The sequence below is a fragment of the Paraburkholderia sp. genome (genome assembly GCF_026225065.1).
Classification (GTDB): Bacteria; Pseudomonadota; Gammaproteobacteria; order Burkholderiales; family Burkholderiaceae; genus Paraburkholderia.
Map to the genome: position 1 here is coordinate 1 of NZ_JAMFSB010000075.1, position 26,519 is coordinate 26,519.

At 63.0% G+C, this 26,519-nt stretch carries 27 protein-coding genes; 10 read left to right on the forward strand and 17 right to left on the reverse strand.

Features of this window, described 5'->3' with window-relative positions:
* Together M0954_RS05605 and yjfF are read left to right on the forward strand one after the other, a co-directional pair.
* Positions 1–566, forward strand: a 566-nt coding sequence (locus tag M0954_RS05605; protein WP_367279490.1) for an ABC transporter permease, incomplete at its 5' end; no start/stop codon positions are given.
* Positions 563–1,684: a galactofuranose ABC transporter, permease protein YjfF gene (gene yjfF / locus M0954_RS05610; RefSeq protein WP_122156223.1), complete on the forward strand. Its 1,122-nt coding sequence runs from the start codon at positions 563–565 to the stop codon at positions 1,682–1,684. The genes M0954_RS05605 and yjfF, both read left to right, overlap by 4 nt.
* Positions 1,685–1,821: 137 nt before the next feature.
* Here the strand turns inward: yjfF and M0954_RS05615 are convergent, their stop codons facing one another.
* Both M0954_RS05615 and M0954_RS05620 read right to left on the reverse strand, forming a co-directional pair.
* Positions 1,822–3,117, reverse strand: coding sequence for an MFS transporter (locus M0954_RS05615; protein ID WP_297352073.1), 1,296 nt, complete (start codon positions 3,115–3,117; stop codon positions 1,822–1,824).
* Between the two features lie 81 nt (positions 3,118–3,198).
* Positions 3,199–3,972, reverse strand: coding sequence for a putative hydro-lyase (locus M0954_RS05620; protein WP_297352103.1), 774 nt, complete (start codon positions 3,970–3,972; stop codon positions 3,199–3,201).
* A gap of 177 nt (positions 3,973–4,149) precedes the next feature.
* On the opposite strand from M0954_RS05620, the gene M0954_RS05625 reads away from it, so the two are divergent.
* The 3 genes from M0954_RS05625 to M0954_RS05635 all read left to right on the forward strand — a co-directional run bounded on the left by M0954_RS05625 (position 4,150) and on the right by M0954_RS05635 (position 5,769).
* Complete coding sequence (locus M0954_RS05625) at positions 4,150–5,082, forward strand: LysR family transcriptional regulator (protein ID WP_297352075.1); 933 nt, start codon at positions 4,150–4,152, stop codon at positions 5,080–5,082.
* A gap of 127 nt (positions 5,083–5,209) precedes the next feature.
* A complete protein-coding gene (locus M0954_RS05630; RefSeq protein ID WP_297352077.1) occupies positions 5,210–5,455 on the forward strand; it encodes an AbrB/MazE/SpoVT family DNA-binding domain-containing protein in 246 nt (81 codons plus the stop codon).
* A complete protein-coding gene (locus tag M0954_RS05635) occupies positions 5,449–5,769 on the forward strand; it encodes a type II toxin-antitoxin system PemK/MazF family toxin (protein WP_122156219.1) in 321 nt (106 codons plus the stop codon). The genes M0954_RS05630 and M0954_RS05635 overlap by 7 nt, the downstream gene beginning before the upstream one ends.
* A 98-nt stretch (positions 5,770–5,867) precedes the next feature.
* Here M0954_RS05635 and mdcH read toward each other — a convergent pair whose 3' ends face one another.
* From mdcH to M0954_RS05675, 8 genes are read right to left on the reverse strand one after another with little or no spacing between them, the layout of a single operon-like run.
* A complete protein-coding gene (gene mdcH / locus M0954_RS05640) occupies positions 5,868–6,812 on the reverse strand; it encodes a malonate decarboxylase subunit epsilon (protein ID WP_123388436.1) in 945 nt (314 codons plus the stop codon).
* Complete coding sequence (locus M0954_RS05645) at positions 6,812–7,555, reverse strand: malonate decarboxylase holo-ACP synthase (protein ID WP_297352079.1); 744 nt, start codon at positions 7,553–7,555, stop codon at positions 6,812–6,814. Before M0954_RS05645 ends, mdcH begins: the two co-directional genes overlap by 1 nt.
* Positions 7,555–8,370 carry a biotin-independent malonate decarboxylase subunit gamma gene (mdcE, locus tag M0954_RS05650; protein WP_297352081.1) on the reverse strand — a complete coding sequence of 272 codons (816 nt, stop codon included), beginning with the start codon at positions 8,368–8,370 and terminating at the stop codon, positions 7,555–7,557. The genes M0954_RS05645 and mdcE overlap by 1 nt, the downstream gene beginning before the upstream one ends.
* Entirely contained in the window at positions 8,367–9,251 is an 885-nt protein-coding gene (locus M0954_RS05655) for a biotin-independent malonate decarboxylase subunit beta (RefSeq protein ID WP_297352083.1), read from the reverse strand. The genes mdcE and M0954_RS05655 overlap by 4 nt, the downstream gene beginning before the upstream one ends.
* Positions 9,248–9,553, reverse strand: coding sequence for a malonate decarboxylase subunit delta (locus tag M0954_RS05660; protein ID WP_297352085.1), 306 nt, complete (start codon positions 9,551–9,553; stop codon positions 9,248–9,250). Before M0954_RS05660 ends, M0954_RS05655 begins: the two co-directional genes overlap by 4 nt.
* The gene (locus M0954_RS05665; protein ID WP_297352087.1) at positions 9,541–10,686 is read right to left on the reverse strand and encodes a triphosphoribosyl-dephospho-CoA synthase; all 1,146 of its coding nucleotides are present in this window, start codon (positions 10,684–10,686) and stop codon (positions 9,541–9,543) included. The genes M0954_RS05660 and M0954_RS05665 overlap by 13 nt, the downstream gene beginning before the upstream one ends.
* Positions 10,638–12,317: a malonate decarboxylase subunit alpha gene (gene mdcA, locus M0954_RS05670; RefSeq protein ID WP_297352090.1), complete on the reverse strand. Its 1,680-nt coding sequence runs from the start codon at positions 12,315–12,317 to the stop codon at positions 10,638–10,640. The genes M0954_RS05665 and mdcA overlap by 49 nt, the downstream gene beginning before the upstream one ends.
* An 8-nt stretch (positions 12,318–12,325) precedes the next feature.
* Positions 12,326–13,105: a GntR family transcriptional regulator gene (locus tag M0954_RS05675; RefSeq protein ID WP_297352092.1), complete on the reverse strand. Its 780-nt coding sequence runs from the start codon at positions 13,103–13,105 to the stop codon at positions 12,326–12,328.
* A gap of 197 nt (positions 13,106–13,302) precedes the next feature.
* Here M0954_RS05675 and M0954_RS05680 point away from each other — a divergent pair, with 197 nt between their 5' ends.
* The 3 genes from M0954_RS05680 to M0954_RS05690 all read left to right on the forward strand — a co-directional run bounded on the left by M0954_RS05680 (position 13,303) and on the right by M0954_RS05690 (position 15,442).
* Entirely contained in the window at positions 13,303–14,601 is a 1,299-nt protein-coding gene (locus M0954_RS05680; protein ID WP_122156210.1) for an MFS transporter, read from the forward strand.
* A gap of 285 nt (positions 14,602–14,886) precedes the next feature.
* On the forward strand, positions 14,887–15,180 hold the full coding sequence (locus tag M0954_RS05685; protein ID WP_122156209.1) for a type II toxin-antitoxin system Phd/YefM family antitoxin: 294 nt from the start codon (positions 14,887–14,889) through the stop codon (positions 15,178–15,180).
* The gene (locus M0954_RS05690; RefSeq protein ID WP_122156208.1) at positions 15,137–15,442 is read left to right on the forward strand and encodes a Txe/YoeB family addiction module toxin; all 306 of its coding nucleotides are present in this window, start codon (positions 15,137–15,139) and stop codon (positions 15,440–15,442) included. Before M0954_RS05685 ends, M0954_RS05690 begins: the two co-directional genes overlap by 44 nt.
* Positions 15,443–15,476: 34 nt before the next feature.
* Here M0954_RS05690 and M0954_RS05695 read toward each other — a convergent pair whose 3' ends face one another.
* A complete protein-coding gene (locus tag M0954_RS05695) occupies positions 15,477–16,400 on the reverse strand; it encodes a DMT family transporter (protein ID WP_123388441.1) in 924 nt (307 codons plus the stop codon).
* Positions 16,401–16,502: 102 nt separating this feature from the next.
* On the opposite strand from M0954_RS05695, the gene M0954_RS05700 reads away from it, so the two are divergent.
* The gene (locus tag M0954_RS05700; RefSeq protein WP_297352094.1) at positions 16,503–17,447 is read left to right on the forward strand and encodes a LysR family transcriptional regulator; all 945 of its coding nucleotides are present in this window, start codon (positions 16,503–16,505) and stop codon (positions 17,445–17,447) included.
* On the opposite strand, the gene M0954_RS05705 is transcribed toward M0954_RS05700, so the two are convergent.
* The 6 genes from M0954_RS05705 to M0954_RS05730 form a co-directional block, all read right to left on the reverse strand.
* Positions 17,432–18,490: an ABC transporter ATP-binding protein gene (locus tag M0954_RS05705; RefSeq protein WP_122156205.1), complete on the reverse strand. Its 1,059-nt coding sequence runs from the start codon at positions 18,488–18,490 to the stop codon at positions 17,432–17,434. The genes M0954_RS05700 and M0954_RS05705 overlap by 16 nt on opposite strands.
* A gap of 38 nt (positions 18,491–18,528) precedes the next feature.
* On the reverse strand, positions 18,529–20,133 hold the full coding sequence (locus M0954_RS05710) for an iron ABC transporter permease (protein ID WP_133894629.1): 1,605 nt from the start codon (positions 20,131–20,133) through the stop codon (positions 18,529–18,531).
* Entirely contained in the window at positions 20,134–21,165 is a 1,032-nt protein-coding gene (locus tag M0954_RS05715) for an iron ABC transporter substrate-binding protein (protein WP_297352096.1), read from the reverse strand.
* 154 nt (positions 21,166–21,319) lie between these two features.
* Entirely contained in the window at positions 21,320–22,618 is a 1,299-nt protein-coding gene (gene efeB / locus M0954_RS05720; RefSeq protein WP_297352098.1) for an iron uptake transporter deferrochelatase/peroxidase subunit, read from the reverse strand.
* Positions 22,619–22,620: 2 nt separating this feature from the next.
* Positions 22,621–23,787: a hypothetical protein gene (locus M0954_RS05725; protein WP_123388443.1), complete on the reverse strand. Its 1,167-nt coding sequence runs from the start codon at positions 23,785–23,787 to the stop codon at positions 22,621–22,623.
* 78 nt (positions 23,788–23,865) lie between these two features.
* The gene (locus M0954_RS05730) at positions 23,866–25,392 is read right to left on the reverse strand and encodes a carbohydrate porin (protein ID WP_297352100.1); all 1,527 of its coding nucleotides are present in this window, start codon (positions 25,390–25,392) and stop codon (positions 23,866–23,868) included.
* A gap of 436 nt (positions 25,393–25,828) precedes the next feature.
* Between M0954_RS05730 and M0954_RS05735 the strand changes: the two genes are divergently transcribed.
* Positions 25,829–26,519 (forward strand): arylamine N-acetyltransferase (locus M0954_RS05735; RefSeq protein WP_297352102.1); only part of this gene is annotated, 691 nt, incomplete at its 3' end.

Here is a 26,519-nt window from a genome sequence, read left to right on the forward strand (position 1 = left end):
GCGGCCAGATCATTCCGATCGGCGCGCCGGGGTATCTGTTCGTCGGCGGCGGCTATCTGTTTGGCATTCCGTTTTCCGTGTGGATCGCAACCGTCGCGGTGCTGGCGACCGCGCTACTGATCGAGGGTACGGCATTGGGACTGTTTATTCGCGCGATCGGTGTGAATCCGGTCGCCACCCGGCTGGTAGGCCTGCGTTCGAAAGCGATCGTGTTTGCCGTGTACGCCTTCTCGGGGCTGACGGCTGCTATGGCGGGCGTCCTGATCAGCTCGAACGTACGGAGTGCCGACGGTAACAACGCCGGCCTGCTGCTGGAGCTCGACGCGATTCTGGCGGTGACGCTGGGCGGCACTTCGCTGCTCGGCGGCCGCTTCAGCCTCGCGGGTACCGTGCTCGGCGCGCTGATCATTCAAACGCTGACTTACACCACCTATTCGATCGGCGTGCCGCCCGAGGCGACGCTCGTCGTCAAGGCGGTGGTGGTGCTTGCGGTCAGCGTGATCCAGTCGCCCTCGGCGCGCGCGCTGGCAATGTCTCTGTTGACGCAGCGCGGGGTGGCGCGATGAAACGGCTAGTCGATATCTGGGCTCGCATCTTCGATCCGCGTACGTTGCCGATCGCTGTCACCATCCTGCTGTTCTGCGCGCTGTTTGGCTTTGGTTCGGTGATGTATACCGGCTTTTTCTCGCTGCAAGTGCTGCTCGATCTGTTGATCGACAACGCGTTCCTGTTGATTGTCGCGATCGGCATGACCTTCGTGATCGTCTCGGGTGGGATCGATCTGTCGGTGGGTTCGGTGGTCGCGCTTACAACGATCGTCGAAGCGGTGCTGGCGGAACGCTTCCATCTTCCGGTCGTGGTCATCCTGGCCATCGTGCTGCTGATGGGCGCGGTATTTGGCGCCGTGCAGGGGGCGCTGATCCACTTCTTCCGTTTGCAGCCCTTCATCGTGACGCTGGCCGGCATGTTCTTCGCACGCGGCCTGTGCTTCCTGATTACGACGCAGTCGATCACCATTACGGATCCGAGCTTCAAGGCAATCTCGGCCTACCGGCTGCAAATCGGCACCGGCTCGGTGAGCGCTAATGTGCTGATCGCAATGGTGACTCTCGTTGCGGCGATTTTCGTGGCTCATTTCACGCGCTTTGGCCGCAATGTTTACGCGGTGGGCGGCAATCCGCGATCAGCACTGCTGATGGGGTTGCCGGTGGCGCGCACCAGGATCGGTGTCTATGCGCTGAGCGGATTCTGTTCGGCGCTCGGCGGCGCGGTCTTCACGTTCTACGTGCTGTCGGGATACGGACTCCAGGGACAAGGCATGGAGCTCGACGCGATTGCGGCAACCGTGATCGGCGGCACCTTGTTGACCGGTGGAGTCGGCTATGTGATCGGTTCCTTGTTCGGCGTCGGGATACTCGGCACGATCCAGACGCTGATTACTTTCGATGGCACGTTGAGCTCGTGGTGGACCCGTATCGTGATCGGCGCGCTGCTGTGCGCGTTCTGTCTGCTGCAGCGGCTGATCGAGCGGCATGCGCGTTCGGTCCGACGGCCTGGCGGCACGGCGGGCGCGGTGGTGGCGCCGTCGCGTGAGCGCTCGCGACAGGACCCGGGTGCTTCCGATTCGCACGCGGCTGGCCGCGTGGCGCGCGCGTCGCAGGAAGGCCTGGGCAAGGCGCTGTGATGTTGATGACGCGCGGCGCCGCGTCCGTCGTGCCGGCACCCGGCGCGACCAGCCTGCCAGTTGGCGCGACGCGGCATGAGCCGATGCGCGCTGACGAGAGCTGAACAGAGCCTGTACACGAGTACGGGCGAGAAACCTCAAGACTGCAGTTGACGCCCCCTGGTTTCAGGCAACGTCAGCGCAGCAAGAATCACCACTCCATAAGCCGCGGCCGCAAACACTCCGATGGCATGCCCAAGCGTCATGCTCTGCGACACATAGCCGATCAGGAACGGAAACGTCGCGCCGGCCGCTCGTCCAAAGTTGTAGCAGAAGCCTTGCCCCGAGCCGCGGATCCGGGTCGGAAAGAGCTCAGTCAGAAACGCCCCCATGCCGGAGAAAATCCCGGACGCGCAGAAGCCCAACGGAAAGCCGAGCGCCAGCATGGAGAGGTTGTCGAGCGGCAGACGCGTGTACATCAAGGCGATGGCCACCGAGGCTAATGCGAAGGCGATGAAAGCCCGTTTGCGGCCGATTGCATCGCTGATATACGCGCCCGCCAGATAGCCGCAATAGGAGCCGACGATCACCACACCCAGATAACCGCCGGTGCCGATCACGCTCAGATGCCGCTCGGTTTTCAGATACGTCGGCAGCCACGTCGTTACAGCGTAGTAGCCCCCTTGCACGCCTGTTGCAAGGATCGAGGCGCGCAGGGTGGTCCAGACGATGTTAGCGCGAAAGATATCGAGCAGGGAAGGCCGCGACTGTGCATCGGCTTCGATCTGCTTCTGTTGCCGATGCACTTCCGGTTCGTCGACGAAGCGGCGAATCCAGATGACAAACGGCGCCGGCGCAATGCCGATCGCGAACAGCACGCGCCACGCGTAGTCTGCGGGGACTAGTGAAAACACCAGCGTAAAGAGCAAGGTGGACAGGCCCCAGCCGATTGCCCAGCCCGCCTGAACCAGGCCCACTGCCTTGCCGCGGTCGCGCGGCCGGATCACTTCGCCGATCAGAACCGCCCCCGCCGTCCATTCGCCGCCGAAACCGAGCCCCATCAGGCCGCGCGCCCACAATAGCTGCGAGAAGTTCTGCGCTAGCGCGCACGCCAGCGTGAAGATCGCAAACCAGAGGATCGTGATTTGCAGCGTCTTGACCCTCCCGATGCGGTCCGAGAGCACGCCAGCCGCCCAGCCGCCTAGCGCCGAACTGAGCAACGTCACCGTGCCGATCAGGCCGGCCGCGCCGCGCGTGATGCCCCAGGTCGCGATCAGCGTGGGAATCACGAAGCTCAGAAACTGCGTGTCCATGGCATCGAGCACGTAGCCGATCTTGCAGCTCCAGAAAGCGCGCTTCTCGCTCGCTGAGATTGTTCGGTACCACGAGAACGGACCTTTCGTGCGTTCGTCGTAGTTGGCAGTCGCGGCCGTGAGCGGCGCTTTGGTTTCCATGCATAACCTCCGGATCTTAGTCGGTGCCGTGTCTGGTTGCGCGGCTTGTATCAGGTGAGAAGACGCTGGTGCAGCGCACGCTCAGAGAATGGCGAGCCGGGTGTTGGGAATATCGGTGATCAGCATGTGGCCGGGTTTGTGTGCGATCGCGAACGGCAGGCGTGCGCTTTCGATAGCCGCTTGTGGTGTCACGCCGCAGGCCCAGAACACCGGCAATTCGTCACTGTGGATGTCGACTGCATCACCAAAGTCCGGCTGCGACAGATTGCGGATACCGATCAGCGAGGGATCGCCCAGATGCACCGGCGCCCCATGCACGCCAGGAAAACGGCTTGTGATCTGGATGGCGCGAATCGCGTCAGCAGCCTTCATCGGACGCATCGACACCACGCGATGACCGCCGAACACACCTGCCGGCACATTCGGTTCGCTGGTGCGGTACATCGGCACGTTGCGTTTCTGTTCGATATGCCGCAATGCGACGCCTTCGCGCTTGAGCATCTCCTCGAACGAAAAGGAACAGCCAATCGCAAACACCACCAGATCGTCGCGCCACAGTTCGTTCAGGCTGCGCACTTCCTCTGCGCGTTCGCCGTGACGGTAGACGTAAAACGCCGGCACGTCGTTGCGCACGTCCAGATCAACGCCGAGCGCGGGCACGCGCCACCCGCCGGGTTCGCCTATACCGAGCAGTGGACACGCTTTTGGATTGAGCGTGCAGAAGCGCAAGAAATCGTCTGCATATTGACGCGGCAAGATCGCGAGATTGGCTTGCGCAAAATCCCCGCAATAGCCGGCAGTCGGCCCGGAGACGCGGCGGCTACGCACCTGCTGGCGGAACTCTGATGGGGTGATGGTGATGGACATGAACGCAGCTCGCTTCGGATGACGGTTGCGAAGTAGAGTAGTCGCGTCGAAAATATCTCTCTAGCGAGATTTTTTTGCTTTTCGTTAAATTAAACTTAACAGCGGGGAACGGGCTTCGTGCCATTCTCTCCCGCTATTCCCTTGTTTTCTGGCCGAGATGCTGCCGTGAATACACGTTTTGTGGAAACCTTTCTGACGCTCGCGCGCCTTCGCAGTTTTCGCGCCACGGCCAATGCAATGCACGCGACACCCGCTGCGATCTCATTGCGTATCAAGACACTCGAGGCCGAATTGGGCGTCGAGTTGATCGAGCGTAGCGCCGCGGAGTTTCAATTGACGCCTGACGGCGAGCGGCTGCTCACGCACGCACGTTCTGTCGTCCAGGCAACCCGTTCGCTGCAGCTCGCCGCGCAGGACGATGCACAAATCGCGACGCGGCTGCGCCTTGGTGTGATCGAAACGGTCGTGCATAGCTGGCTGCCTGACTATGTGCGCATGCTGAACGACGAACACAGCGGCATCGTGGTCGACCTGACCGTCGACGCGAGCGCCGTGCTGGCGCCCCGGTTGCGCGCCGGCGAACTGGACCTCGTGTTGCAAGTGGAGGGCGACGGCGACCCCTCGGTGATTTCGACCGCGCTCGCGAGCTATCCAGTGCGTTGGATCGCGCGGCGCGACCTGATTCCGTCAAGCCGCACGAAGCATGTTCAGACAGTGCTGCAGAAACCAGTTCTGACTTTTGGCCGGGGCACCGCGCCGCAGATCGCAGTCGAGGGCATCGTCAGCGCATTGGCGCGACGGGAGGGTGTGCCGCTGGAAGAAACCAACGTCACGTGTATGCCCTCAGTGGCCGTCATCGTGCAGTTGCTGCGAGACGGCTATGGCGTGGCGGCCGTGCCGGCGCTGTTTGTCGAACCTCTGCTGCAGAGTGGCGAGCTTGGTGAGCTTCAGGTGCGTCCGCTGCCGCCGCCTATCGTCGTGGCCATGTGTTATCGCGACGATGCTGCGGTGGGCGTGCTGGCGGCGGCACGGGTGGCGCGCAACGCGTGCGACGCATATGCCCAGACGATGGGTCGGCAGTTGATCCGGCGACGCTAGCGTGGCGCGCCGTGGTCGCATCGTAGTGCGATTCGTCCTATGCCATTTGCCGTGCTATCATGTAATTACATTGTGTTTACTTTCATCAGTTAACCCCGTAGCATTTCACTTCGGTTCAGGCGACACCATGAAGACGACAATCCGCAGAATGGGCAACTCCCATGGCGTACTGATTCCGAAACCTATCTTGACCCAACTGGGACTGGAGGACGAAGTGGATATGCAAATAGAAGGGAACACGTTAGTGTTGCGGCGCCCGCAGAGCGCGCGTACGGGGTGGGCAGAAGCAAGCCGGTCGGTGGCGGCGGCCGGGAGCGACGAGCTCGTGATGGGTGAGTTCCCGAACGCGGACGACGCGGGGCTCGTGTGGTAGCGCGCGGCGAAGTCTGGCTGGTTGCACTCGATCCTACGATTGGCAGCGAGATTCAGAAAACGCGACCGTGCGTTGTGGTTTCGCCGCCGGAGTTGCACGATCATTTGCGCACGGTCATCGTCGCACCCATGACCACTGCGGGAAAAGCCGCGCCGTTTCGCGTGCCACTGACTTTCTTGCGCAAGAAGGGTTTGATTCTGCTCGACCAGATCCGAACGGTCGACAAGACACGACTGGTTAAAAAGGCAGGGGCTGTGTCGGATCTGGCCTTATCGAACGCGTTGTCGACACTGCAGGAAATCTTCGCTGAGTGAGACGGCGCTAGAATAACGTCGTGTAGCGGTGGACGTGACCGCTCTAGATGTGTTGAGATTTTCCGCACTCGTGCTGGGACGAGTTGCAGCAGCCTTGTTCAGCGTTCACCGGAGACAGGACCGAGGCGTCGACGCACGGTCGCCACCCACTGATCTGGTGAAATGCTACTTAAGGCAAGCGCCTTCGTTTGCGGCCACTGATCACGAACAATGTCAGTCAACACCTGGCCAGGCGGTGCTTCAACCACCACCTGCGCACCCATCTCAAGCATTACCGTCAGCGCGTCGAACCAGCGAACCGTGTAACGCATATTGGTCGCGAGATCGTCGCGGATGGCGTCCGCGGTATGCAACGGGCGGCCACCTCGATTGCCCACGTAGACACTATGTGGTGCCTGAAACGGCACATTGCGTGCGTAGTCGATCAATGCATCGGCGGCATCCCCGAGCAATTCGCAATGCGAAGGAACGCTCACTGCCAGACGTGTGGCCTTGCGCGCGCCGGCGGCAAGTGCGCGCTCAATCAAGGCATCGAGCGCGGCATCCGCGCCAGCCATGACGATCTGTCTGGGAGCATTAACATTGCCAACGTAAACCTGCGGCAGACCATCCTTCGTCTGATTTGCCGCGAGGGTTTCCAATTGCCGTTCGGTCAGACCGGAGATAGCGGCGAGTCCGTAACCCGACGGATAGGCGGTCTCCATCAACTCGGCCCGCTTGTGGACCATGCGTAGTGCGTCTGGAAACGCAAGAGCGCCGCAACTGACCGCTGCCGCGTAAGCGCCTACGGAAAGACCGGCGCTGATATCGGGGGACAATTGTGCGTCGGCCAGCACGCGAGCGGTGGCAACACCCGCCACCACGAGTCCCACCTGAACCGCCACGGTGGAACGTAGCGCGTCGGGTGTATCAAGAGTCAGCACGTCGGTGCCTAGCACCTGTGAGGCTTCATCGAGCGTCGCGGTGACGACCGGGTGCTGCGGCAATCGATGCAGGAAACCTGCCGATTGCGCACCTTGGCCAGGGAATTGATAAGCGAGCATCATGCTTGCGGAGGCGACACCGCCCACGGATCGCTAACAAGCTGCGGCCCTTGAGCATGGCGTACCATCACGCGTGTCTTGCCGGCGGCCCACTCCGCGAGAGCAACTCCCCCTGAGGGAGTTTCCAGCTGGACATCGACGCGAATTCTGGCGCGCTCGGCGAACGATTCGAGTTCGATCATAAGTTGCGCCGCGCGCTCGCGAGAGAGTTTCTGCGGTACACGGATCAACAGGTCGAGATCGCTCGTAGCCGTCACAGTGGGCGTGCCAGTAGCAAGCTCGAAGCCGGCGCTGCCGGTTGGGCCCCACGAGAATGCGTGCAACGATTGTGCTTCGTCGCGCACGCTGGCGAGCATCGCGAACGCGGGCAGGGCACGACGTTCTACATCAAGCTGAAAACTAGCAGCGAGAAGATCCTCGGGGGCGATCACGGCCTCGATATCACCGGCTTCAGTCCATGTGCCATACCGTTGTGCGCGGCCGTCACCGCGCATTCCCACTGCGATGAAACCAGGCGCGGCCAATGCGCGCCTGATCACCGCAAAAGGCGCGTGCGCGAAGGCGAGGCGAACCCAGTCCGGTTCGCCATCGTATGAGGGCAAGCTTCGCAGGCGCAGCAGGTCGTGCGGCCGCCAGCGCGTATCGGAAAGGCGTTCTGCAGTGGCGCCATCCGCTCCGGCAGAAGCTGCACCAACCTGCGCGGCGAACGCAGCATCAAACGGCGGTGCTGCGCACGTCCGCATTACGCTGCGTCCCACTGTTCCGTCAACCGCCGCCGCACTTCGATCGAGGCGGCACGGTTCTGTTTCGCGCTGTCAGATTGCAGCCTGTGCGACAGGCCGCGCACGTCGTCGCGCGCGCTACGAATCGAATTGCGCAGCACCTGACGCACCTGATCGATCTGCGCGTCGCTCGGCGCATCGGCATCGACACCTTTGATCAGTTCGTCGAGCAGGCCGAGTTTGGCAAACGAAGCCATCGAATACGACATCGGCACGATCGTTTCACCCAATGCTTCGAGTGCTTCGACCGTACGGCGCGTAACGCGGGCGGCGGCCTCCTTGCCCATCGCATGCACCATCGTGCCGGGCGCATCGAGTGCGACGATCCGGTTGGCCTGGTAGCCATGCGCGAGGAACGCACCGGACATGGCTGGCCCGACAATCAGGGCGACCACCGGATGACCGGCGTCACGTGCCGATGCGTAAGCATCGACCGCCGACGCACAGGCGAGGTGAAGGCCAAGCGTCTCTTCCCGGTAGCCATATGCCTGGCTCTTGACATCGACGATCGCGACGATCGGTCGGCGCGTACCGCTTTGCGCATCGTCGGCGACGGCCTTGCGCACCGCGCGGGCGAGCTTCCAGCCTTGTTCGAGGCCGACGACGTTATCGGTCGCACGCGGAAAGCGGTTCTGCGGGTCAGGCACCACGGCAAAAAAGTGTGCGGTTTCGTCGCCGAGTGCAGCGGTGCCGCTCCACACCGGTGCGGGGCTGGACGGTTCGCCGGCGAGCGCCCGGAACCAACGGGCCCCGCGGGTCAGAGAGGTATCGTTCACGCTTCCTCCTTCGAGGACTGGATTGCGGTGTTCGCATGAAACACGGTCCGCATGGTTTCGGGGGTGACGTTGGCCGGATCGACTTCGGCGAGCCGCGCGAGATAGGTATCGACCTGTTCGCTACGATGCGCGACCGGTACGCCCAGTTCAAAGGCGCGCTGCACGGCGGTGCGCACGGCATCCGGGTCGTCTTCGACGAGCGCATCCGCGAAGCCTGTCAAGGCCCGCTGTTCGCCGCCGATCAACTGCCACACATGGCGGCGGTCGCTGGAGTCGAGTTCCTCGATACCGGCTTCCTGTTCAATCACTTCGGGTCCGTTCATCCCAAGCCGGCCTTGCTTCGTGACGACCAGATACGAGCACAGCGCGGCTGCGAGCGACATGCCGCCGAAGCAACCCACCATCCCCGTGATGACGCCGACTACCGGCACATGCCGGCGCAGCGCGACGATTGCGGCCTGCATCTCGGCGATCACGGCGAGGCCCAGATTGGCTTCCTGCAGGCGCACGCCGCCGGTTTCGAACAGCACTACGGGGCGCACTGTTTTGCCGCGTTCGCAGTCGCGCAACGCAAGTTCGAGTGCAGCGGCGATCTTGCTGCCGGATACCTCGCCGATGCTGCCGCCTTGAAATGCCGATTCGATCGCTGCGACCACGGCAGGTTCGCCGTCGATCATGCCACGTGCGATCACGCAGCCGTCGTCGGCCTGGCAGACGATGCCCTGCAGCGGCAGCCACGGCGACTCGATCCGGTCGAACGGTCCGAGCAGTTCGCGAAACGTGCCCGCGTCGAGCAACGCGCGGGCGCGCTCGCGCGCCGACAGTTCGATAAAGCTGTCATGCAGCACGGGCGCTGTTTGAGGAGTGGCAACAGTGCTCATGCTTCACCTTCCTGTTCCGCTTCTTCGACCGCTTCGGCGAGCCGCAACGCCACCACGCCGGGCGTGGCGCCGAAGTCATTGATCTCGATCTGCGCTGCGCCGTCGTAGCACGTGAAGAAGCGGTCGAGCACGCTCTTCCAGATATGGCCGTAGCCGTCGACACTGGTCCGCACAACGACGTGCGCTGTCATTGCGGAGGCTGGCGACAACAGCACTTCGAGGTCGCCTGAGCCGACCACGCCGACATGCGCGCGGGCCGTGACGGCGCGTTGCGCCGGATAATCGAAGGTCAGATTTTCCATGAGGATTGGCTCCCGCCGGTGCTGTCATGCACCAGCTTGTCGATGAAGAGGGTGGCGGCGAGCAGATCGGCTGCGCCGCCGGGGGATGCATTAAGGACGAGCAGCGCGCGATCGAGCTCATAAAGCGCCGCACGACCCGCGACGCACGCGCTGCCGCCAAGTTCGAGCACCCGGCGCGCTCCCTGCTGGCCGGCGTGCAGTCCGGGCAGGCCGGCGCGATGCAGCAGGCAGGTGTCGTCGAGCGAAGTCATGATCGTGAGCAGTGCGTCAAGCCGCGAGGATTCTTCATTCACGCCGTTCGCACGCGCTGCCAGCAGCGCGGGAAGGCCGATCGCCATGACGTGCGGAAAGCCATCCTGCGCTTCGTGCCGCGCGCCGCCCACCTGGTAGCGTTGACGTGCACGCTCGCCGTTGCTATCGGCAACTGAGGCAAAGCGATCCGGAAAGCAGGCGATCTGCGCGGCGAGTTTGCAAACTTTTACCGCGTGCGCGACCCGGGTCGCTGCGGGCGCGCGTGCGTGAGAATTACCTTCGGAGGTCGAATGACTCGAATCGCTTGCATGGTTCGCGGTGGCTTGCGCGTCGCGTTGCGCAAGTGCTGCGCCCGCGACCAGCAGCCCGACAATCCAGATTGCGCCACGATGCGCATTGCTGCCACCGGTGGCCTCCATCATCTCGCGTTCGCCGGCGCGGCCAATCTGCGCCAGCTCTGCACGCAAGGTCACGGAGGGCACGCTGTGCCGCGCGGCGCGCGCGAGCGCGGTGAAAGTTGGTTCAAGCGCGTGAGCGGAGCGCAGCATGATGTCCAGATCGAGATCGCGATGCGCGCCGCTGCCGCGCTGATCCACCAGCGCGGGCTTGGGCGTGAGTCGCGCCTCTTCGATCAGCGCGGAAACGGCGAGCTGGGCCAACAGTGCGTCAGCGTCGGCGCTCCCTGAAGCGCGTCTCGTTGCATGGAGTGATGGCGCCGTCGTGCGTGTTGCGTGCGCACCAATCGGTGACGTCTCCGTCCCGGACAGAAGCAAGCCAGAACCAGTCGGAATTCGCGTAGCCGTCACCGGCATAATCGCGGGCGTGCCCATGATTACCAGCTCCGGAATTGCGCCGGCGGCGTATACAGACCGCCTGACCATGTCACCAGATCGTCGATGCTGCGTGCGGCCAGCAACGAGCGCTTTGCTTCACCGCGGCGGATGCCGAGATCCTCGGGATACGCGACGATGCCGCGCCGCCGCAGTTCCGCGGTTTTTTCCGGCTTCGCGCGCAAACCGATTGGCGTGACGCCGGCTACCGCAGCAAGGGCCGCGCGCCGTTCGTCGATCCCTTCGGCCTTGTGCAAGTGGGCGATGCCTTCCTCGGTGACCACGTGGCTGACGTCGTCGCCGTAGATCATCACCGGGGCGATAGGCATGCCGCTCTTCGCGCCGACCGCAACCGCATCGAGCTCATCGACGAAGGTCGGCTCGCCGCCTTTCTTGTACGTCTCAGCAAGCTGCACGACCAGCTTCTGACCGCGGGAGACTGGCCCTTGATCCTTGAGAAGCTTGAGCCACGCTTCGCTCGAATGACGTCGTCCTCGCGGATCGTGTCCCATGTTTGGGGCGCCGCCAAAACCCGCGAGCCGCCCACGCGTGACCGTCGACGAATTCGCATCCGCGTCGATCTGCAGCGTCGAGCCGATAAACAGGTCGACGCCGTATTGCCCTGCCAACTGGCACAACACACGGTTCGAACGCAGGCTGCCGTCGCGTCCTGTGAAGAACACGTCTGGGCGCGCTTCGATGTATTGCTCCATGCCCACTTCGCTGCCGAAGCAATGCACGCTTTCGACCCAGCCCGATTCGATGGCCGGAATCAGCGTGGGATGCGGATTGAGCGTCCAGTTGCGGCAAATCTTGCCTTTCAGCCCAAGCGATCCGCCATAGGTGGGCAACAGCAGCTCGATAGCCGCCGTGTCGAAGCCGATGCCGTGATTGAGCGCGGTCACGCCGTACGCTTCGTAGATGCCGCGAATTACCATCATCGCGGTCAGCACCTGCAGGTCGCCGATGTGGCGCGGATCGCGCGTAAACAGCGGCTCGACTGCGAAGGGCCGGTCGGCCTGTACGACCACGTCGACCCACGAGCCGGGGATATCGACGCGCGGCAGCTCATCGACGATTTCGTTCACCTGAACAATCACGATGCCGTGACGGAACGCAGCGGCCTCCGCGATGGTAGGCGTGTCTTCGGTGTTCGGCCCGGTATAGAGATTGCCGTGCCGGTCCGCTTTTTCTGCGCACAACAGCGCGACGTTCGGCGTCAGCTCCACGAACATTCGCGCGTACAGCTCGACATAGGTGTGGATCGCGCCAATTTCCAGCTGTCCGTCTTCCAGCAGTTGCGCGACGCGCAGGCTCTGCGGTCCCGCGAAGGCGAAGTCGACCTTGTGCGCGATGCCGCGCTCGAACAGCGTCAGATGCTCGGGCCGGCTGATGCTCGAAATCAGCAGATGGACGTCGCGCACCTTTTGCGGATCCACTTTGGCAAACGAACGCGACAGAAAATCGGCCTGCTTCTGGTTGTCGCCTTCGAGCGCGACGCGGTCGCCGGGGCGGATCAGTGTTTCCAGTGCATCGACGATGCGCTCGCTGCGCAACACGCCGTCTTCGAGCCATGGCGCGATGGCGGTAAGGCGCCGGGCTTTCTCGTCGCGCATCGTGGTCCAGGACCGTGCTGCTGGTGCGGCGGCGGAGCGGGGGGATGGTTCGGCTTGTGGATTCATCGGCGGATTCAGCTCCCGGTAGTTGGAATGCGCGCGCGTCTCGCGCGCGGCTTGCGGCCGTTGGCTTGCGCGGCTTCGGCCTGCGCGCGTTCGGTCAGGAAACGGTAAAGCAACTCGCCGGTGCCGAGCAGATGCGCGGTCAACAGCGAGCGTGCAGCGGGGATGTCGGCGCGGCGCACCGCGTCGAGTATTTCCGCGTGTTCGCGATCGGACTCGTCCTTGTACAGCGGTAGCCCGAATTTGAGGCGTAAATAGCGCTCACCGCGCCGATGCAGCGTGGCGATCATTTCCTCGAGTTGGGGGCGCGCGGCCGACGCGTAGAGGCTCATATGAAACTCCTCGTTGCGGGTCACGTACAACGCCGGATCCATCTCTTTCTCCGCGGCGTGGCAAAGCTTTTCCGACTCACGCAGCGTCGCCGCGGTGTGGTGCGGAATGGCGAGGCCGACGGCGAGGCTCTCCAGCGCCGAGCGGATCTCGTAGATTTCGCGGGCTTCGTCCGCCGACAGCGGCGCGACCGTCGCCCCTTTGTGCACGGCGACCTTCGCCCAGCCTTCGCCTTCCAGTTGCCGCAGTGCTTCGCGCACGGGAATTGCACTGACCGAGAAATGACGGGCAATGGCGTCCTGCCGCAAGGGGGCGCCGGGGGCCAGCGTGCCTTCGACGATCGCCGTACGCAAAGCGTCTGCAATCACGCGTGAAGTGCTGGCCCGCGGCGCGGCCGCAACGGGCAGAAAGGGGACGCGCGCAGCGCTGTCCAGGGGAAAACCATCGGTTGCATCGTTCATAAGTTCAAATATTATATATGAAATGACGCGTTTTGCACGAGGGAAATCCAGGGTCCGAGAGGCAAGCGGACTGTAGGGACCGCGTTCAGGAAGTGTCAGGGGCTGTCTGACGAAAGCCCACGTAGTCGCCGCACGCACGCTAACCCGTTGTTAAGAATAGGCAATTGGCAATCCAACCGTAGGGCCGGAGGAGCAAGATGAATTCATTCTCGGACCGCGCGCGTGTCGCGCGGCATCGCACGCCACTAAACCGCTCGCAGATTGCAGGGTTCTGGGGCGCATGGGCGGGCTGGACGCTGGACGGGATGGATTCGTTCATCTACGCGCTGGTTCTCACCCCCGCGCTCACCGAACTGTTGCCGCGCTCGGGATATGCGGCAACGCCGGCCAACGTCGGACTCGCCGGGTCGATCCTGTTTGCGCTGTTTCTGATTGGCTGGGGGCTTTCGTTTATCTGGGGGCCGCTCGCCGATCGCTTTGGCCGTACCAAGGTGCTGGCCGGCACGATCTTCACTTTTGCAATTTTTACGGGTCTTTCGGCGCTCTCGCAGAACGTCTGGGAGCTGGCTATCTTCCGGTTTATCGCGGGCGTGGGAATCGGCGGCGAATGGGCGCTGGCGGGGACCTATGTGGCCGAGGCGTGGCCGGAGGACCGTCGCAAGATGGGGGCGGGCTATCTGCAAACCGGTTACTACGCCGGCTTCTTTCTGGCTGCGGCGCTCAATTACACGGTCGGGGTTCACTACGGCTGGCGCGCGATGTTCCTGACCGGTGCGGTGCCGGTGGTCGTGGCGATCCTGATCTTGCTGCGCGTGAAGGAGCCGGAAAAATGGCAGAAGACGGAGGCGCAAGCCGTGCGCAGCAGGCCATTGCGCGAGATTCTTGGTCCCGTGTACCGGCGCCGCACGTGGGTCGCGTGTGCCTTGTTGACGATTGCGATTATCGGGCTGTGGGCGGGTGCGGTGTATGAGCCGTCGGCGGTGATCCAGCTTGCGACGCGCGCAGGGATGGGTAAGCCGGATGCGATCCGCACGGCGTCGATCGCGACCGGCTTGCTGTCTATTTCGACCGTTCTCGGATGTCTTGCTCTGCCGCCGCTAGCCGAACGGATCGGGCGTAAAAACACGCTGGCGATTTACTTCGCGGGGATGGCTGTGGCGATTGTCGGCAGCTTTGGGTGGTCGTTTTATATGCCTAACGGACTGGTGCCGTTTATCGCTTGGCTGTGCGTGCTGGGGTTCTTCGGCGGTAACTTTGCGCTGTTCAGTTTGTGGCTGCCGGAGCAGTTCGAAACCCGCGTGCGGGCCACGGCGTTTGCGTTTTGTACGTCGTTCGGACGGTTTGTCGGGGCTGGTGTGAACTTCTTGTTGGGTGCGGCGGTGCTGCATATGCATACGCTCGGCATTCCGGTGGCGGTGACCGCGGTAGCGTTTGTTATCGGGCTCTTCATCATTCCGTTTGCGCCGGAGACGAAGGGAGAAGTTTTGCCGCAGTGAGAAGCAGCGGAAAGCTGCCCTGCGCACGTCGATAGCCAATCGGCCAGGTGGTGCCTGGCTGCAATACACGGCATGCTTCACGTGGTTAGCGGGCGTGCAACATCTTTGGCCATATGCTTGAGGTGTTGTACGGATTTCTGTACAACGAACTCACGAGTCGGGAGTTTCCGACTCGCGCTCGTCAGTGGACTTGCTCGCTTCGTCGCCGGGCTTTGTTCGCCGCAGGAAATACCGCTAACTTTTTTATCAGGAGCGGCCGGGGCACGCCTTCGGGCCGGATAAGCCATGAACACCCTTACTTACAGCGAGGCCCGTGCTGGCTTTAAGCAAGCGATGGACGACGTCTGCCGCGACCACACGCCTATGCTGATAACCCGGCAAGGTGGCGAACATGTGGTGATGGTTTCGCTCGAGGACTTCAGCGCCATGCAGGAAACCCTGTATCTGTTGAGCTCTCCGAAGAATGCCGAACGGCTTGTACGTTCTGTCGCCCAGATCAATGCACGCAAGGGTACGCCGCGCACACTGCTAACAGATGAGCAAACAGAAAGCCCGCAACAAGGAGACCGTGAGGTCTGATAGTGTTTTTGTCTTTACGGATGAAGCTTGGGAAGACTATTTGCATTGGCAGAGAGTCGACCCCAAGATATTGCGGAAGGTCAACGAACTGCTTGAAGAATGCCGGCGTGACCCTTTCAAGGGGGCGGGCAAGCCGGAGCCCCTGGTTGGCAATCTGACGGGTTTCTGGTCGCGCCGCGTGACCCTTGCTGATCGCCTGGTCTATATGCCGCAGGACGGACTGATCTACGTTGCCGCCTGCCGTTTTCGCTACGACGATTGAATGGAATCCGGGTGCCACGCCCGGTTCTTTCGTCTCAATCCGCCGAACGCCTGGCCCGTACCCCACGTCGCAAAATCGACACCAACGGCCACCCAAGATTCACTCCAAGGCTCGCCGTCACAATCAACGCCATCCCGGCCAACTGCAATGGCGAAAGCGCCCGTCCATAAACAACCGCATCGACGACGATCGCGGTCAGCGGATAAACAAACAGCAGCACCGCAATGATCGGCGTGGTCAGCTTGGGCAGCGCTCCGTAGATCAGTACATACGACAGGCCCGTATGCAGCACGCCCATGCCGACGAGCCAGAACCATTGCGTGGGCTCGATATGCGCCACCGAATGCAGCGGCGCAATAAACGCCAGGCAAACCACACCAACCAGACACTGAGCGAGCGTCAGCAGGTGCGGGCGCAACTGACCGAGGCTTTTGGCGATCAGCGTCACGCTCGCATAAAGCACTGAACCGGCCAGCGCTTCGCCCACGCCGACCAGATAACCGGCATGCCCTTGCAGGTTCTCACTCGTGGCCACACCCGAAGCAAGCACGAGTCCGACAAACGCAGTCGCGATCCAAGCAAGCCGGTCGCCGCCGAGCCGCTCGTTGAAAAGCGCCGCACCCATCAGCACGACCCAGAACGGCTGCACATGAAACACCACGGTCGCGACCGCGATGCTGGTGCGGTGAATGGCATCGAAGAACCAGACCCATTGGGTCACCATCAGTGCACCGGACAGCACGGCAAGTAACACCATACGCGGCGTAAAACGTTGCGCCCTGAAGAATCCCTTCCACGCGCAATAACCGGCCAGCGCCAAAGACCCGAACAGGCAGCGAAAGAACACCATCGTCATCGCGTCGAGCCGCGCTTCCTCGACGAAGATGCCGATCGTCCCCATCAGCAATCCACCGCTGGCGAGGGTGATGGCGCCTTGTTGACGTGAGGTGAGTGACATGCAAAACGCTCCGTGAGGATGGCTTGGGTCGAGTATCGGGGACTTGCCAGGCAGCGACAAACGAATAAAATTGAGAAATCTGATAAGCCGGGCTTATAAATCATGAACCCTGAATTCGACGTGGATCTGCTGCGTACCTTCGTCGCCGTGGTCGAGACGGGTAGCTTTACGAAGGCCGCGGCGACCGTGCATCGCTCGCAGGCGGCGGTCAGCATGCAGGTCAAGCGGCTCGAAAGCATGCTTGGCACGACGCTGTTCACGCGTGACACCCGCAATCTGGCGTTGACACGACCCGGCCACACGCTGCTCGAATACGCGCGGCGGGTGATCGATCTGCATGAGGAAGCGTGGTCGGCGGTCGTGCGGCCCGAGGTGACCGGCCGGGTCGTGCTGGGGGCGCCAGACGATTACGTGTCGTCGTTGCTGTCGCCCGTGCTCAGGCGTTTTTCGAATCTGTACCCGCAGGTCGAGATCGAGATTGTCTGCGCGCAAAGCACGGCGCTCGCGCCGATGCTGGCCGACAACAAGATCGACCTCGCTTTCGTCACACGCGACCGCAAGCTGCGCGGCGAATTCGTGCGCAGTGAGTCGATGGTGTGGGTGGGAGCGTCGGAGGATACGCCGGTGCTGGCGGCCTCGCCGTTGCCAGTGGGCTTATATGAGCCGGGCTGTGTAGCCCGCACGCATACGCTGGCTGCGCTCGATAAAGCGCGGATTCGCTATCGTGCCGCATACAGCAGCGCCAGTCTGCTCGGCCTCGTGGCGACCGTGGATGCAGGGTTGGCCGTGATCGCCCTGACTCGCTGCAGCGTGCCGACGCGTCTCGCGATCCTCGGCGACGCGCACGGCTTGCCGAAGATCGAGCCGCTAGAGATTGTGGTGGCGCGCAGCGCTAAATCGGACCGCCCGACCTGCGATTACCTCGCCGCCCAGATGATTCAGGACTTGTCAGTGCGCTCGCAGCGCGCGTCGGCGGCTGGGGCATCCGCGTCTTCGTCCGCTTTGCCGCGCGACGGACGCGCGTCGGACATTCAGGCGCGGGCGTAGGCGGTCACGTCGCCATCGATGGCGAGCCTCACGCGCTCACCCGGTTGCGGCGTCCGGTAGCCCGGCACGCGGGCGCGCACCACCGTCTGCGCCGCTGACTGCAACTGCAGCGTGACACCGGCATCCTGTCCCTGGAAGGTCACGTCCTGCACGATGGCATCGAACGAAGCCGTTCCATCCGGCGTGGTTTCGTTCGCGCGCCACAAACGGATCTGTTCGGGTCTAACCATTACGTCGACAGCACCGCCCCGTGCGGGCGCCGACAACGTCAGTTCGCCCAGTTCACAGGTAACACGATCACGCGCGGCAACTCCTTGCAGCAATACCGCCTCGCCGATAAACGACGCGAGTTCGCGCGTCACCGGACGCCGGTAGATCATCTCCGGCGTATCGGTCTGGATCAGCTTGCCTTGCCACAGCACTGCGACTTCATGGCCCAGCGAGAGCGCCTCGGACTGATCGTGCGTCACCAGCACGGCAGTGGCGCCTGCCGCGGCCAGCGCGCTGGTTACCGCCTGGCGCGTTTCGAGTCGCAGCGCAGCATCGAGCGAGGAGAACGGCTCATCGAGCATCACAAGCGTCGGCGACGGCGCCAGCGCGCGTGCCAACGCCACGCGCTGTTGCTGACCACCGGAAAGCTGTTGTGGCGCGCGGTCGGCAAACGTCGCCGGCAAGCCCACGAGCTCGAGCAGTTCGGCGACGCGATGTCGGGCACGCCGTTGCGTGCGCGGCAGACCGAACACGATATTGTCCGCCACCGACAGATGCGGAAACAGCGCGCCTTCCTGCGGTACATAACCAATGCGGCGCTGTTCCGACGGCACATGCAGCGCATCGCCCACAACCCGCCGGCCGTCGATTTCCACGCTGCCGCGGTCCGCGCGTTCGAAGCCGCACAACACGCGCAGCAAGGTGGTTTTGCCGCTGCCGGACGGACCGAGCAGGGCGAGCAGCGTGCCGCGCTCGACGGACAGATCGATGCCGTGCAGCACCGGGTTGCCGTCGAACGATTTTTGCAGGCCGCAGATACGAAGGTCGCTCATGAAAATCCGATGGAGAAAGCGGTAAGTTCCACGCAGTCTTAGCTGCGTTCGCCGAGCAGCGCCGAGCGGCCGAGCAGCGCGAACAGCAGACCGGAGGCGCACAATGAGATGCCCGTGAGCAGCGCCGCATAGGGCGCGGCGGCGGCGAAGGCCATGGTCGACGTGTCGGACCAGACCTGGGTGGCCAGCGTCTGGGTGCCTATAGGAGAGAGCAGCAGTGTGGCGTTGAGTTCGGTGACGACCGAGATGAACACCATCGAAGCCGCAGCGCCTAGACCCGGCCCAGCCAGTGGCAATAGCACGCGCACCAGCGTTTGCCCCCAACCCAGACCGAGCGCACGCGCAGTCTCCTCGAGACGTGGTTGCGCCTGCATTAGCGCAGCGCGCACGCTCACCAGCGCGAGCGGCAGGAACAGGATGGCGTAGGTGATGATCAGCAGCGTGGTGCTCTGATACAGCGGCTGTAGCGCGTGCACGGCGAGTGAGACGATCGCCAGTGCAATCACGAGACCTGGAATGCCCTGCGCCAGAAACACGGTGCGTTCGAACAGCGTGGCGAGACGTCCCGGATAGCGCACCAGCAGGAACGCCAGCGGCACGATCAGCAGGGTAGTGAGGACGGCTGCGCCAAGGCCGAAGCCAAGCGACGAAAGCGTTGAGTCGAACAGCAATTCGGGCGAGACGTCGGCTGGCGTGACGGCGGCGGCGCCGGGCTGCGTGAGCCAGTAGCCGATCATGCCAAGCGGCACGCCGAGCGTGGCGACGGTCAGCGCGGTAAAGCCTGCGACTACCAGCCAGCGCCAGAAGCCGAGGTCGTAGCGCAACACCGCGCGGCGCGTGCCACGGTCGACGCGTTCATAACGCGCGGCCCCGCGTACGCGGAATTCAAATGCGAGCACGACGAGACACATCAGGATGAGCAGACAGGCCAGCAGCGATGCACCGGGGCCGTCGAAACTCGTGCGGTACTCGGCATAGATCTCGGTCGTGAAAGTGCGAAAACGCAGCAGCGTGAACGCGCCGAATTCGGACATCACACCGAGCGCGACCAGCAGCATGCCGCCCAGCAGAGCGGGGCGCAGTTGCGGCAGGATCACGCGAAAGAAAGTGCTCCAGCGGCCGCAGCCGAGCGAGCGGGCGCTTTCTTCGAGGGCCGGGTCCATGCTGCGTAGCGCAGCGGCGACCGGCAAATAGACCAGCGGAAAATACGCGGACGTAATGACCAGCAACGCGCCATTGAAGTCCTGCAGATCGAGACTGAACGACACCCACGCATAGCTTGTGATGAACGGCGGCATCGCGAGCGGCGCGGCCATCGCCACGGCCCAGAAACGGCGGCCGGGCAGGCGGGTGCGTTCGATAAACCAGGCCGCAGCCGTGCCGAGCACAGCGGCGGCCAAAGTGGCCGACACGGTGATCATCAACGTATTGACGAGCAGTTCGCCGACGAGCGGCCGGAACACCAGTTCGGCCGCCTCGGCGAAGCCAAAACTCGCCGCCCGCCACACGGTGAAAGCGAGCGGCAACAACACCAGCAGAGCACTTACCGCGGCAGCAGCAAACAGACCACCCGGCGCGCGCTTGCGCGCACGCGCCGGTTCAGAGGCAACAGCCGGCACTGCGGCTGACACAGCGTCACTCATTTACAGCAGTCCGGCCTGACGCAGCAGCTTGCCGGCCTGGCTGTCGTCGCCGAGTTGTTGCACCGTCAGCGTCGGCGGGCTCAGTTCGTTGAACGGCTTGAGGATCGGATCCGGAGCCACGCCGCTATGCAGCGGGTACTCGAAGTCGACATGGCCCTTCGCCATCAGATCCTGAGCGCGTTCGCTGACCAGATAGGCCAGGAACTTCTGCGCGCCGCTCGCATTGTGCGCGGACTTCAGCACCGCTGCGCCCGAGACGTTGACGAGTGCGCCGGCATCGCCGTTCGTGAAGTGATAGAGCGCGCTACGGGTGGACTTGTCGCCGATCTCGGCATGCAGACGCGCCCAGTAGTAGTTGTTGATGAGGCCGGTTGCGACCGCGCCGCGATTCACCGCCGCCACCACGCCTTCGTCGTCGTCGAAGATCTGCGAGTTGGCCTTCAGGCCTTTCAGCCAGTCGAGCGTCTGCGCTTCGCCCTTCAGCGCGATTACGGCGCTCACGAGCGGCAGGAAGTCGCCGTCGCTCGGGGCAATGCCGACCTTGCCTTTCCATTCCGGCTTGGCGAGATCGAATAGCGATTGCGGCAACTGGTTCGGCTGAACCTTGTTCGTGTTGTAAGCCAGCACGTTTTCACGCGCCGTCACGCCAACCCAAACGCCGGTCGGCGAATCGAAGCGTGCCGGCACAGCCGCGAGCGTCGACGCGTCAACCTTGCCGAGCAGACCCTTTTCCTCGAGCAGCATCAACTCAGGCGAGTTTTCCGTGAAGTACACATCCGCGGGCGACGCCGTGCCTTCTGCGACGAGCTGGGCCGCCAGCGCGGGGCCTTCGCCGGTGCGGATCTTGACGGAGATGCCGCTTTGATTCTGGAAGTCCTTCGCGAGCGCGTTGACCACCTGCTCGTGCTGCGCGCTATAGAGCGTGATCGATTCAGCGTGGGCGGCGAGCGGTGCAGTGCTCAAGGTCGCCAACAGGAGAGCCGCCGCGCCGCTGATTGCGCGGACGCGGTTGCCAAGCCAGGAATGAGTCATGATTCAGAATTCCTTTTGTGATGGTATTTGATCTTTGTTCATACGCGGCGCGCCGCGAGCGACACCGTCGCGGGTGCCGGTCGCGGCGCTAGCGGTGCGGTTCCGCGCATCCAGCCAAACCTGCTTCATGAGAGCCGCATGTGTTTTTCACGGCTTACGTTTCGAACAGCCCCGCGCCGATGTACGAACCGGGCTTCGCGCCGGGCGGACACGCAAACACCGCGCTGCCGACGTGCGTCGTGAACTGGTTCATCAAGTCGAACTTCGACAGCTTCTCGTTGATCGGGATGAAGCCGGTACGCGGATCGCCCTGATAAGCGATAAAAATCAGGCCTGCGTCGTACTCGGTTTCCTGGCGCCATGGCGGCCAGCGCTCGATGTAGAAATTCGAGCCATCGTTGTACGAATACGAGCGGCGCAGAATCTGCGCGCCGTTGTTGGTGGCCTGGTTCGACAGGCGGACATGCGAGTTTTCCGGAATGACCGGATTACCGTCCTTGTCCTGGGCGTCGAGATCGAGCGGTTCGAATTCGCTCTTCTTGCCGATCGGCGCACCGCTGTACTTGTGACGGCCGAACACCTGCTCCTGGAAATCCTCTTCCGTCATGTCCCAGTGTTCGAGCGTGATGCGGATACGGCGCACGACGCTATACGAGCCGCCTTGCATCCATGCAGCATCCTTGTCGTTGGCCCAGACAAACTGGTTCATCAGTTCAGGCTTTTTGATCGACGGGTTGTTGGTGCCGTCCTTGAAGCCCATCAGGTTGCGCGGCGTCTGGCCGCGCGGACCCGACACGAAGCCGGCCTGGCCCCAGCGCATCGTCGCCGTGCCGTAGCACTGACGTACCAGCTGACGCACGGCATGGAAGGCCACTTGCGCATCGTTCGCACAGGCCTGAATGAACAGGTCGCCGCCGGTCTTTTCCGGAACAAGCTGGTCGCCGTTGAAGCGCGGCAGATCGACGAGCGCAGCAGGGCGGCGATCGGCGATGCCGTAGCGGTCCTTGCCGCCCGAGGTGAAGAGCCCTGGGCCGAAGCCAAAGGTCACCGTCAGGCCGGCTGCGCCGAGGCCGAGCACGTCGCCGGAATCCGGCGCTGCCTTGCCGTCGGCGCCGGGCAGCGCGCCCGCCGGTTGCCCTTGGGTCATGCGCGCGGCCGAGTCGGTCCACGTGCGCAGCAGGGCGATCACATCTTCCCGCTTGGTCGTCGTGAGATCGAGCGCTGCGACGTAAATATGCGCCTGCTGTGGCGTGACGATGCCGCTCTGATGCTCGCCGAAGAACGGTTCGACCGCGAGGTACGGATCGACGACGTGCGGCGCTTGCGACTTGTTGAGCGCGGCGTGGGCGACGCCGGTCGCACCGAGGCTCGCGCCCGCAGCGACCGCCGCCCCCCCCGCCTTCAGAAAACCGCGCCGGGCAGGCCGCTTGGGGGGATTTGTATCGTTTGCCATGATTACTTCGCTAGTACCAAAGTGTTCACGTCGTCTTGCACGTAGTAAAAGCCATCGCCCGCCGGCGTCATGACGATGCCGAACAGGTCGCCGTTACCCGGGGGCGATTGCGCCTTGTCGGTATCGATCCAGCGTGCGTAGATCTGCTTGCCGGTCGCCGGGTCGATCTCGACCACCTGGCCGTTCAGCGCGTTCGTCACCAGCAGGTGGTTGTTAGGCGCCACAACCATCGCGAGCGGGCGGTGCAGCAGTCCGTCGGCGGTCAGCTGGCGGCCGACCCCCGCGCTGGTGTCGCGCGTCATCGGATCTTCGATCGCGTTGACACGGTTACCGATGGCGTCCGAGATATACAGCAGCTTCTGGTCGGGCGAGAGGGCGAGGCCCGTCGGTCCGATCAGGAACACGCCCTTGTCAGCCTGCGCGCCAAAGCCGCTGCCGACCACGGTTTCGCTCTTCACGACCGGCGGCTTGCCGTCGGGAATATCGAGTTCAAGACGCAGCACTGTAGCCTGCTTGAACACCGGCGGTTCGCCGTCCGGGCCGACCGCGGTTGCAGGACCCACACCGAAGCCCGCGTTGCTCACGAACAGCGTGGCGCTATTGCCGTTGTCGACAACCGCCATGTTGCCCCAGGGGTCGTTGATGTTCGGGCTGGAGATCGTAGAGGCAATCTTGCCTTGCGGATCCAGCACGATCAGGCAGCCGGCGCCCTTGGTGCCGGTGGTGCCGTCATTGCTCGGCGTGCTGCCGACGATCACCCAGCCCGACTTCAGCATGGTCATCGCCGTCGACAGGCCGACGCCGCCCGGGCATTCCTTCAGATTGCGCGGAATCACCGCGAACAGCGACATCTGCTTGGTGTCCGGGTGGTAATCGACGATGGTGGTGCCGGTGCCTTGCAGGTTGGTCGAGTTGTTGAAGTTGTCGATAAGCACGTCGTCTTTCTTCACCGTGCCGGCCGAGACCGGCGCCACGACGAGCGCGTACGGGTTCTGGTCGCCGTTGTCGGGCACGGTATTGATGAGCGTGGTGTGCTTATGGACCGTCTCGAGGAAGCCTTGCGGGTCGGCGTAGGCGGTGCCGGCCGCGACCAGCGCAACGGCGCTCGCCGCTGCTGCCATCAGTGCCCGCGTAGCGCGCGGCACGTTCTTGCGCTTGGGGTAGTTCATGCTTGAGCCTCCGTGCCTGCGCACAAAGCGGTGAATGCGGTCATGATCGAAAGCATAGTGTCCGGGTTATGAAAGCGGTCAGAACGTGATGTTGGTGCGCACGCCGACGACCAGCGTGTTACGCAGCGCCTGGGTCGGATCCACCGGATTCTGGCCGGCGCCGGCGTTGAACGTGTATTGCGCGTCAGCCTGGATCTGCCACCAGGGGTTGACCTGAAACTGATAGGTCGCCTCCAGCGTGGTTTCCTGGGTGCGTACGCCGTACGGGCCGCCGCTAAACAAGCGGTTTTGCAGATCGAGGTTTTCCACGCTGTTGCTGACCTTGATGTACGTCAGCGCAAGTCCCACAGTGTCGTTGTCGCGGCCGGGGAGCGGATCCTTCATCACCACACCGAGGTTGGCGGAGAAGTTGACGAGGTTGCGGTCGCCCGGCGCGCCCATCACGCGGGCAAACACGTTGATGGCGCGCGGCTCGTCCGGATCGGGACGCCATACCATCTGGTCGGCCACGGCATAGAAGCTGTAGTTGCCGCGATGCTGCGCGGCAATACCTGTCGAGTTCGGGTTAGCCAGCGACAAGCCGGTGTTGTCGTAGTACTCGTCGGCGAAGCTCTCGGTGTTGTACCAGAAGCCGACCTTGTAGCTGCCGGGCAGGCCCGTGTTGCCGGCGCCGACCATTTCACCGTCACCCGGCTGGTTCAGGGCGTACTGCAGTTCGCCGATATACAGTGCGCCGTTATGCAGGTTGAAATTCGTGCCGCTGATGTTGTTCGGATTGTTGCCGAGCGGGTCGGCGTCGAACACGCCGGCGAGTGCGGTCACGGTCGGCGAGAGCTGGCCACGCACGCGTACGCCGAGGTCCGAGAGCGGATAAGCCGGGCCGCCCGAGGGCAAGTCGTACGACGGCAGCGCAGGCCAGCCGAACATCGTATTGACGAACAGGCCCGCACTCTGGCTGCCGATGAATTCCTGGTCGAGACTCTGCTGGCCGACCTTGACGTCCATCTTGTTGTTCAGGAAGGACTGCTGGTACCACAGTTCCCACAGACGCGTCGTATCCTGGGCTTCGATCCCGCTCGCGGTATTCAGCGTGCCGAGATTGTCCGCGCTCAGGTTCTGACCGTGAATGTTCAGCGCGCTCACGTTGAAGAGGCCGCCCTGCAGGCCGAATGCCTTCTTCGTATCGACCTGGACCGTGGCCGTGGTCAGGCCGTCATAGGTGCCGCCGGTATTCAGGCCGCCGCGCGCGTTGTAGAGGTATTCGCTGGTCTCGGTGAGGGCGAACGTGATGCCGTATTTGCCGAGCCAGGGGCGCAGGCCGCCAATGTCGCCGAGCAGGTTGCCCCGGTTCCACACACCGGTCCATTGGCTCGTGGGCTTTGCCTGAATGCTCAGGTCGGCCTCGGGCGCGTCGTTTGGCGTGGCATCGGGATTGGTCTCGGCCATCGCAGTGGCGGCCGTAAGAGAGGCCCATGCGAATGCCGTGTAAAGTGCCATGCGACGCATCGAGTGCAGACCTGGCTTGCGTGCGGCGCGACCGCGCGGCGTGGCATTCTTGAACGGACGTACGCTTGACGCGAGTCCAGTGGACTGGGCGAACTTCATCGAAATCCTTATTGTGTTGTATCGACTGTTCCGAGCTATTCGCAGCGAGCGTCGATAGCCGGACTTTCCGCGCATTGCTGCTGCGGGTCGCGACGCCTCAGACAGCAATGCCGAGATCGTACGCATGCGGAATAGGTGCGTCAATACAAATGAGAACGATTCGCAACAATATTACTGCAGTGTAATTCGCATTTTTACGGTTGCTAGACTTTATTTGATGATTTGTTATTTATAAGTAAATTAAACGTAATTTATTTGTATGTTATCGAGAGCCTTTGATTTCGACCTACGTTCGTCGTAGATGCCCTTGTCAGCGGCGTGTCGCATGCGTAGCTCAACCTGTTGCAAGTGCCCGGCGGCGCCGTTCGCGTCAAGCCGCAGCGTTCGCGTCCCGCAGGCCACTTCAGTCGTTCCAACCGTTCCAGGATTCACTTTCATGTCAAACGCGCTCGACCTCGACCTGTATTTCGCCCGTATTGGCTATCAGGGCCCGCGTATCCCGACGCTCGCGGTGCTGGGCGAATTGCACCGCCTGCATCCGCTTGCGATCCCATTCGAAAATCTCGACTCGTTTAGCGGCCGCACGGTTGCGCTCGAACTGCCGGCGATCGTCAGCAAGCTGCTCGAGCGCCAGCGTGGTGGATATTGCTTCGAGCAGAACAAGCTGTTTGCCCATGTACTGATGCAACTGGGCTTTCGCGTGACGCCGCTTATAGCGCGCGTGTTGTGGGGCTGCGAGCCGGATGCGGTCACGGCGCGCACCCACATGCTGACGAGCGTCGACATCGACGGCACGGCATGGCTCGCCGACGTCGGTTTCGGCAGCATGACGTTGACCGCCCCCTTGCGCCTCGAGGCGGGCATGCCGCAAGGCACGCCGCTGGAAACGTTCCGGCTCGCCGATGCGTCGCATGGTGCGCTTGACCTCGAGGTGCAGTTGGGCGATACCTGGGCGAAGACGTACCGCTTCGATCTGCGGCGTGCTGAATGGATCGACTATGAGGTTGCGAACTGGTACACGTCCGCGTGGCCGCAGTCGAGGTTCGTCAATCATCTGATTGCCTGCCGGGTCTTGCCGCAGGGCCGCCTTGCGCTGTTTGACCGCCGGCTGACCGAGCGCGGCGCGA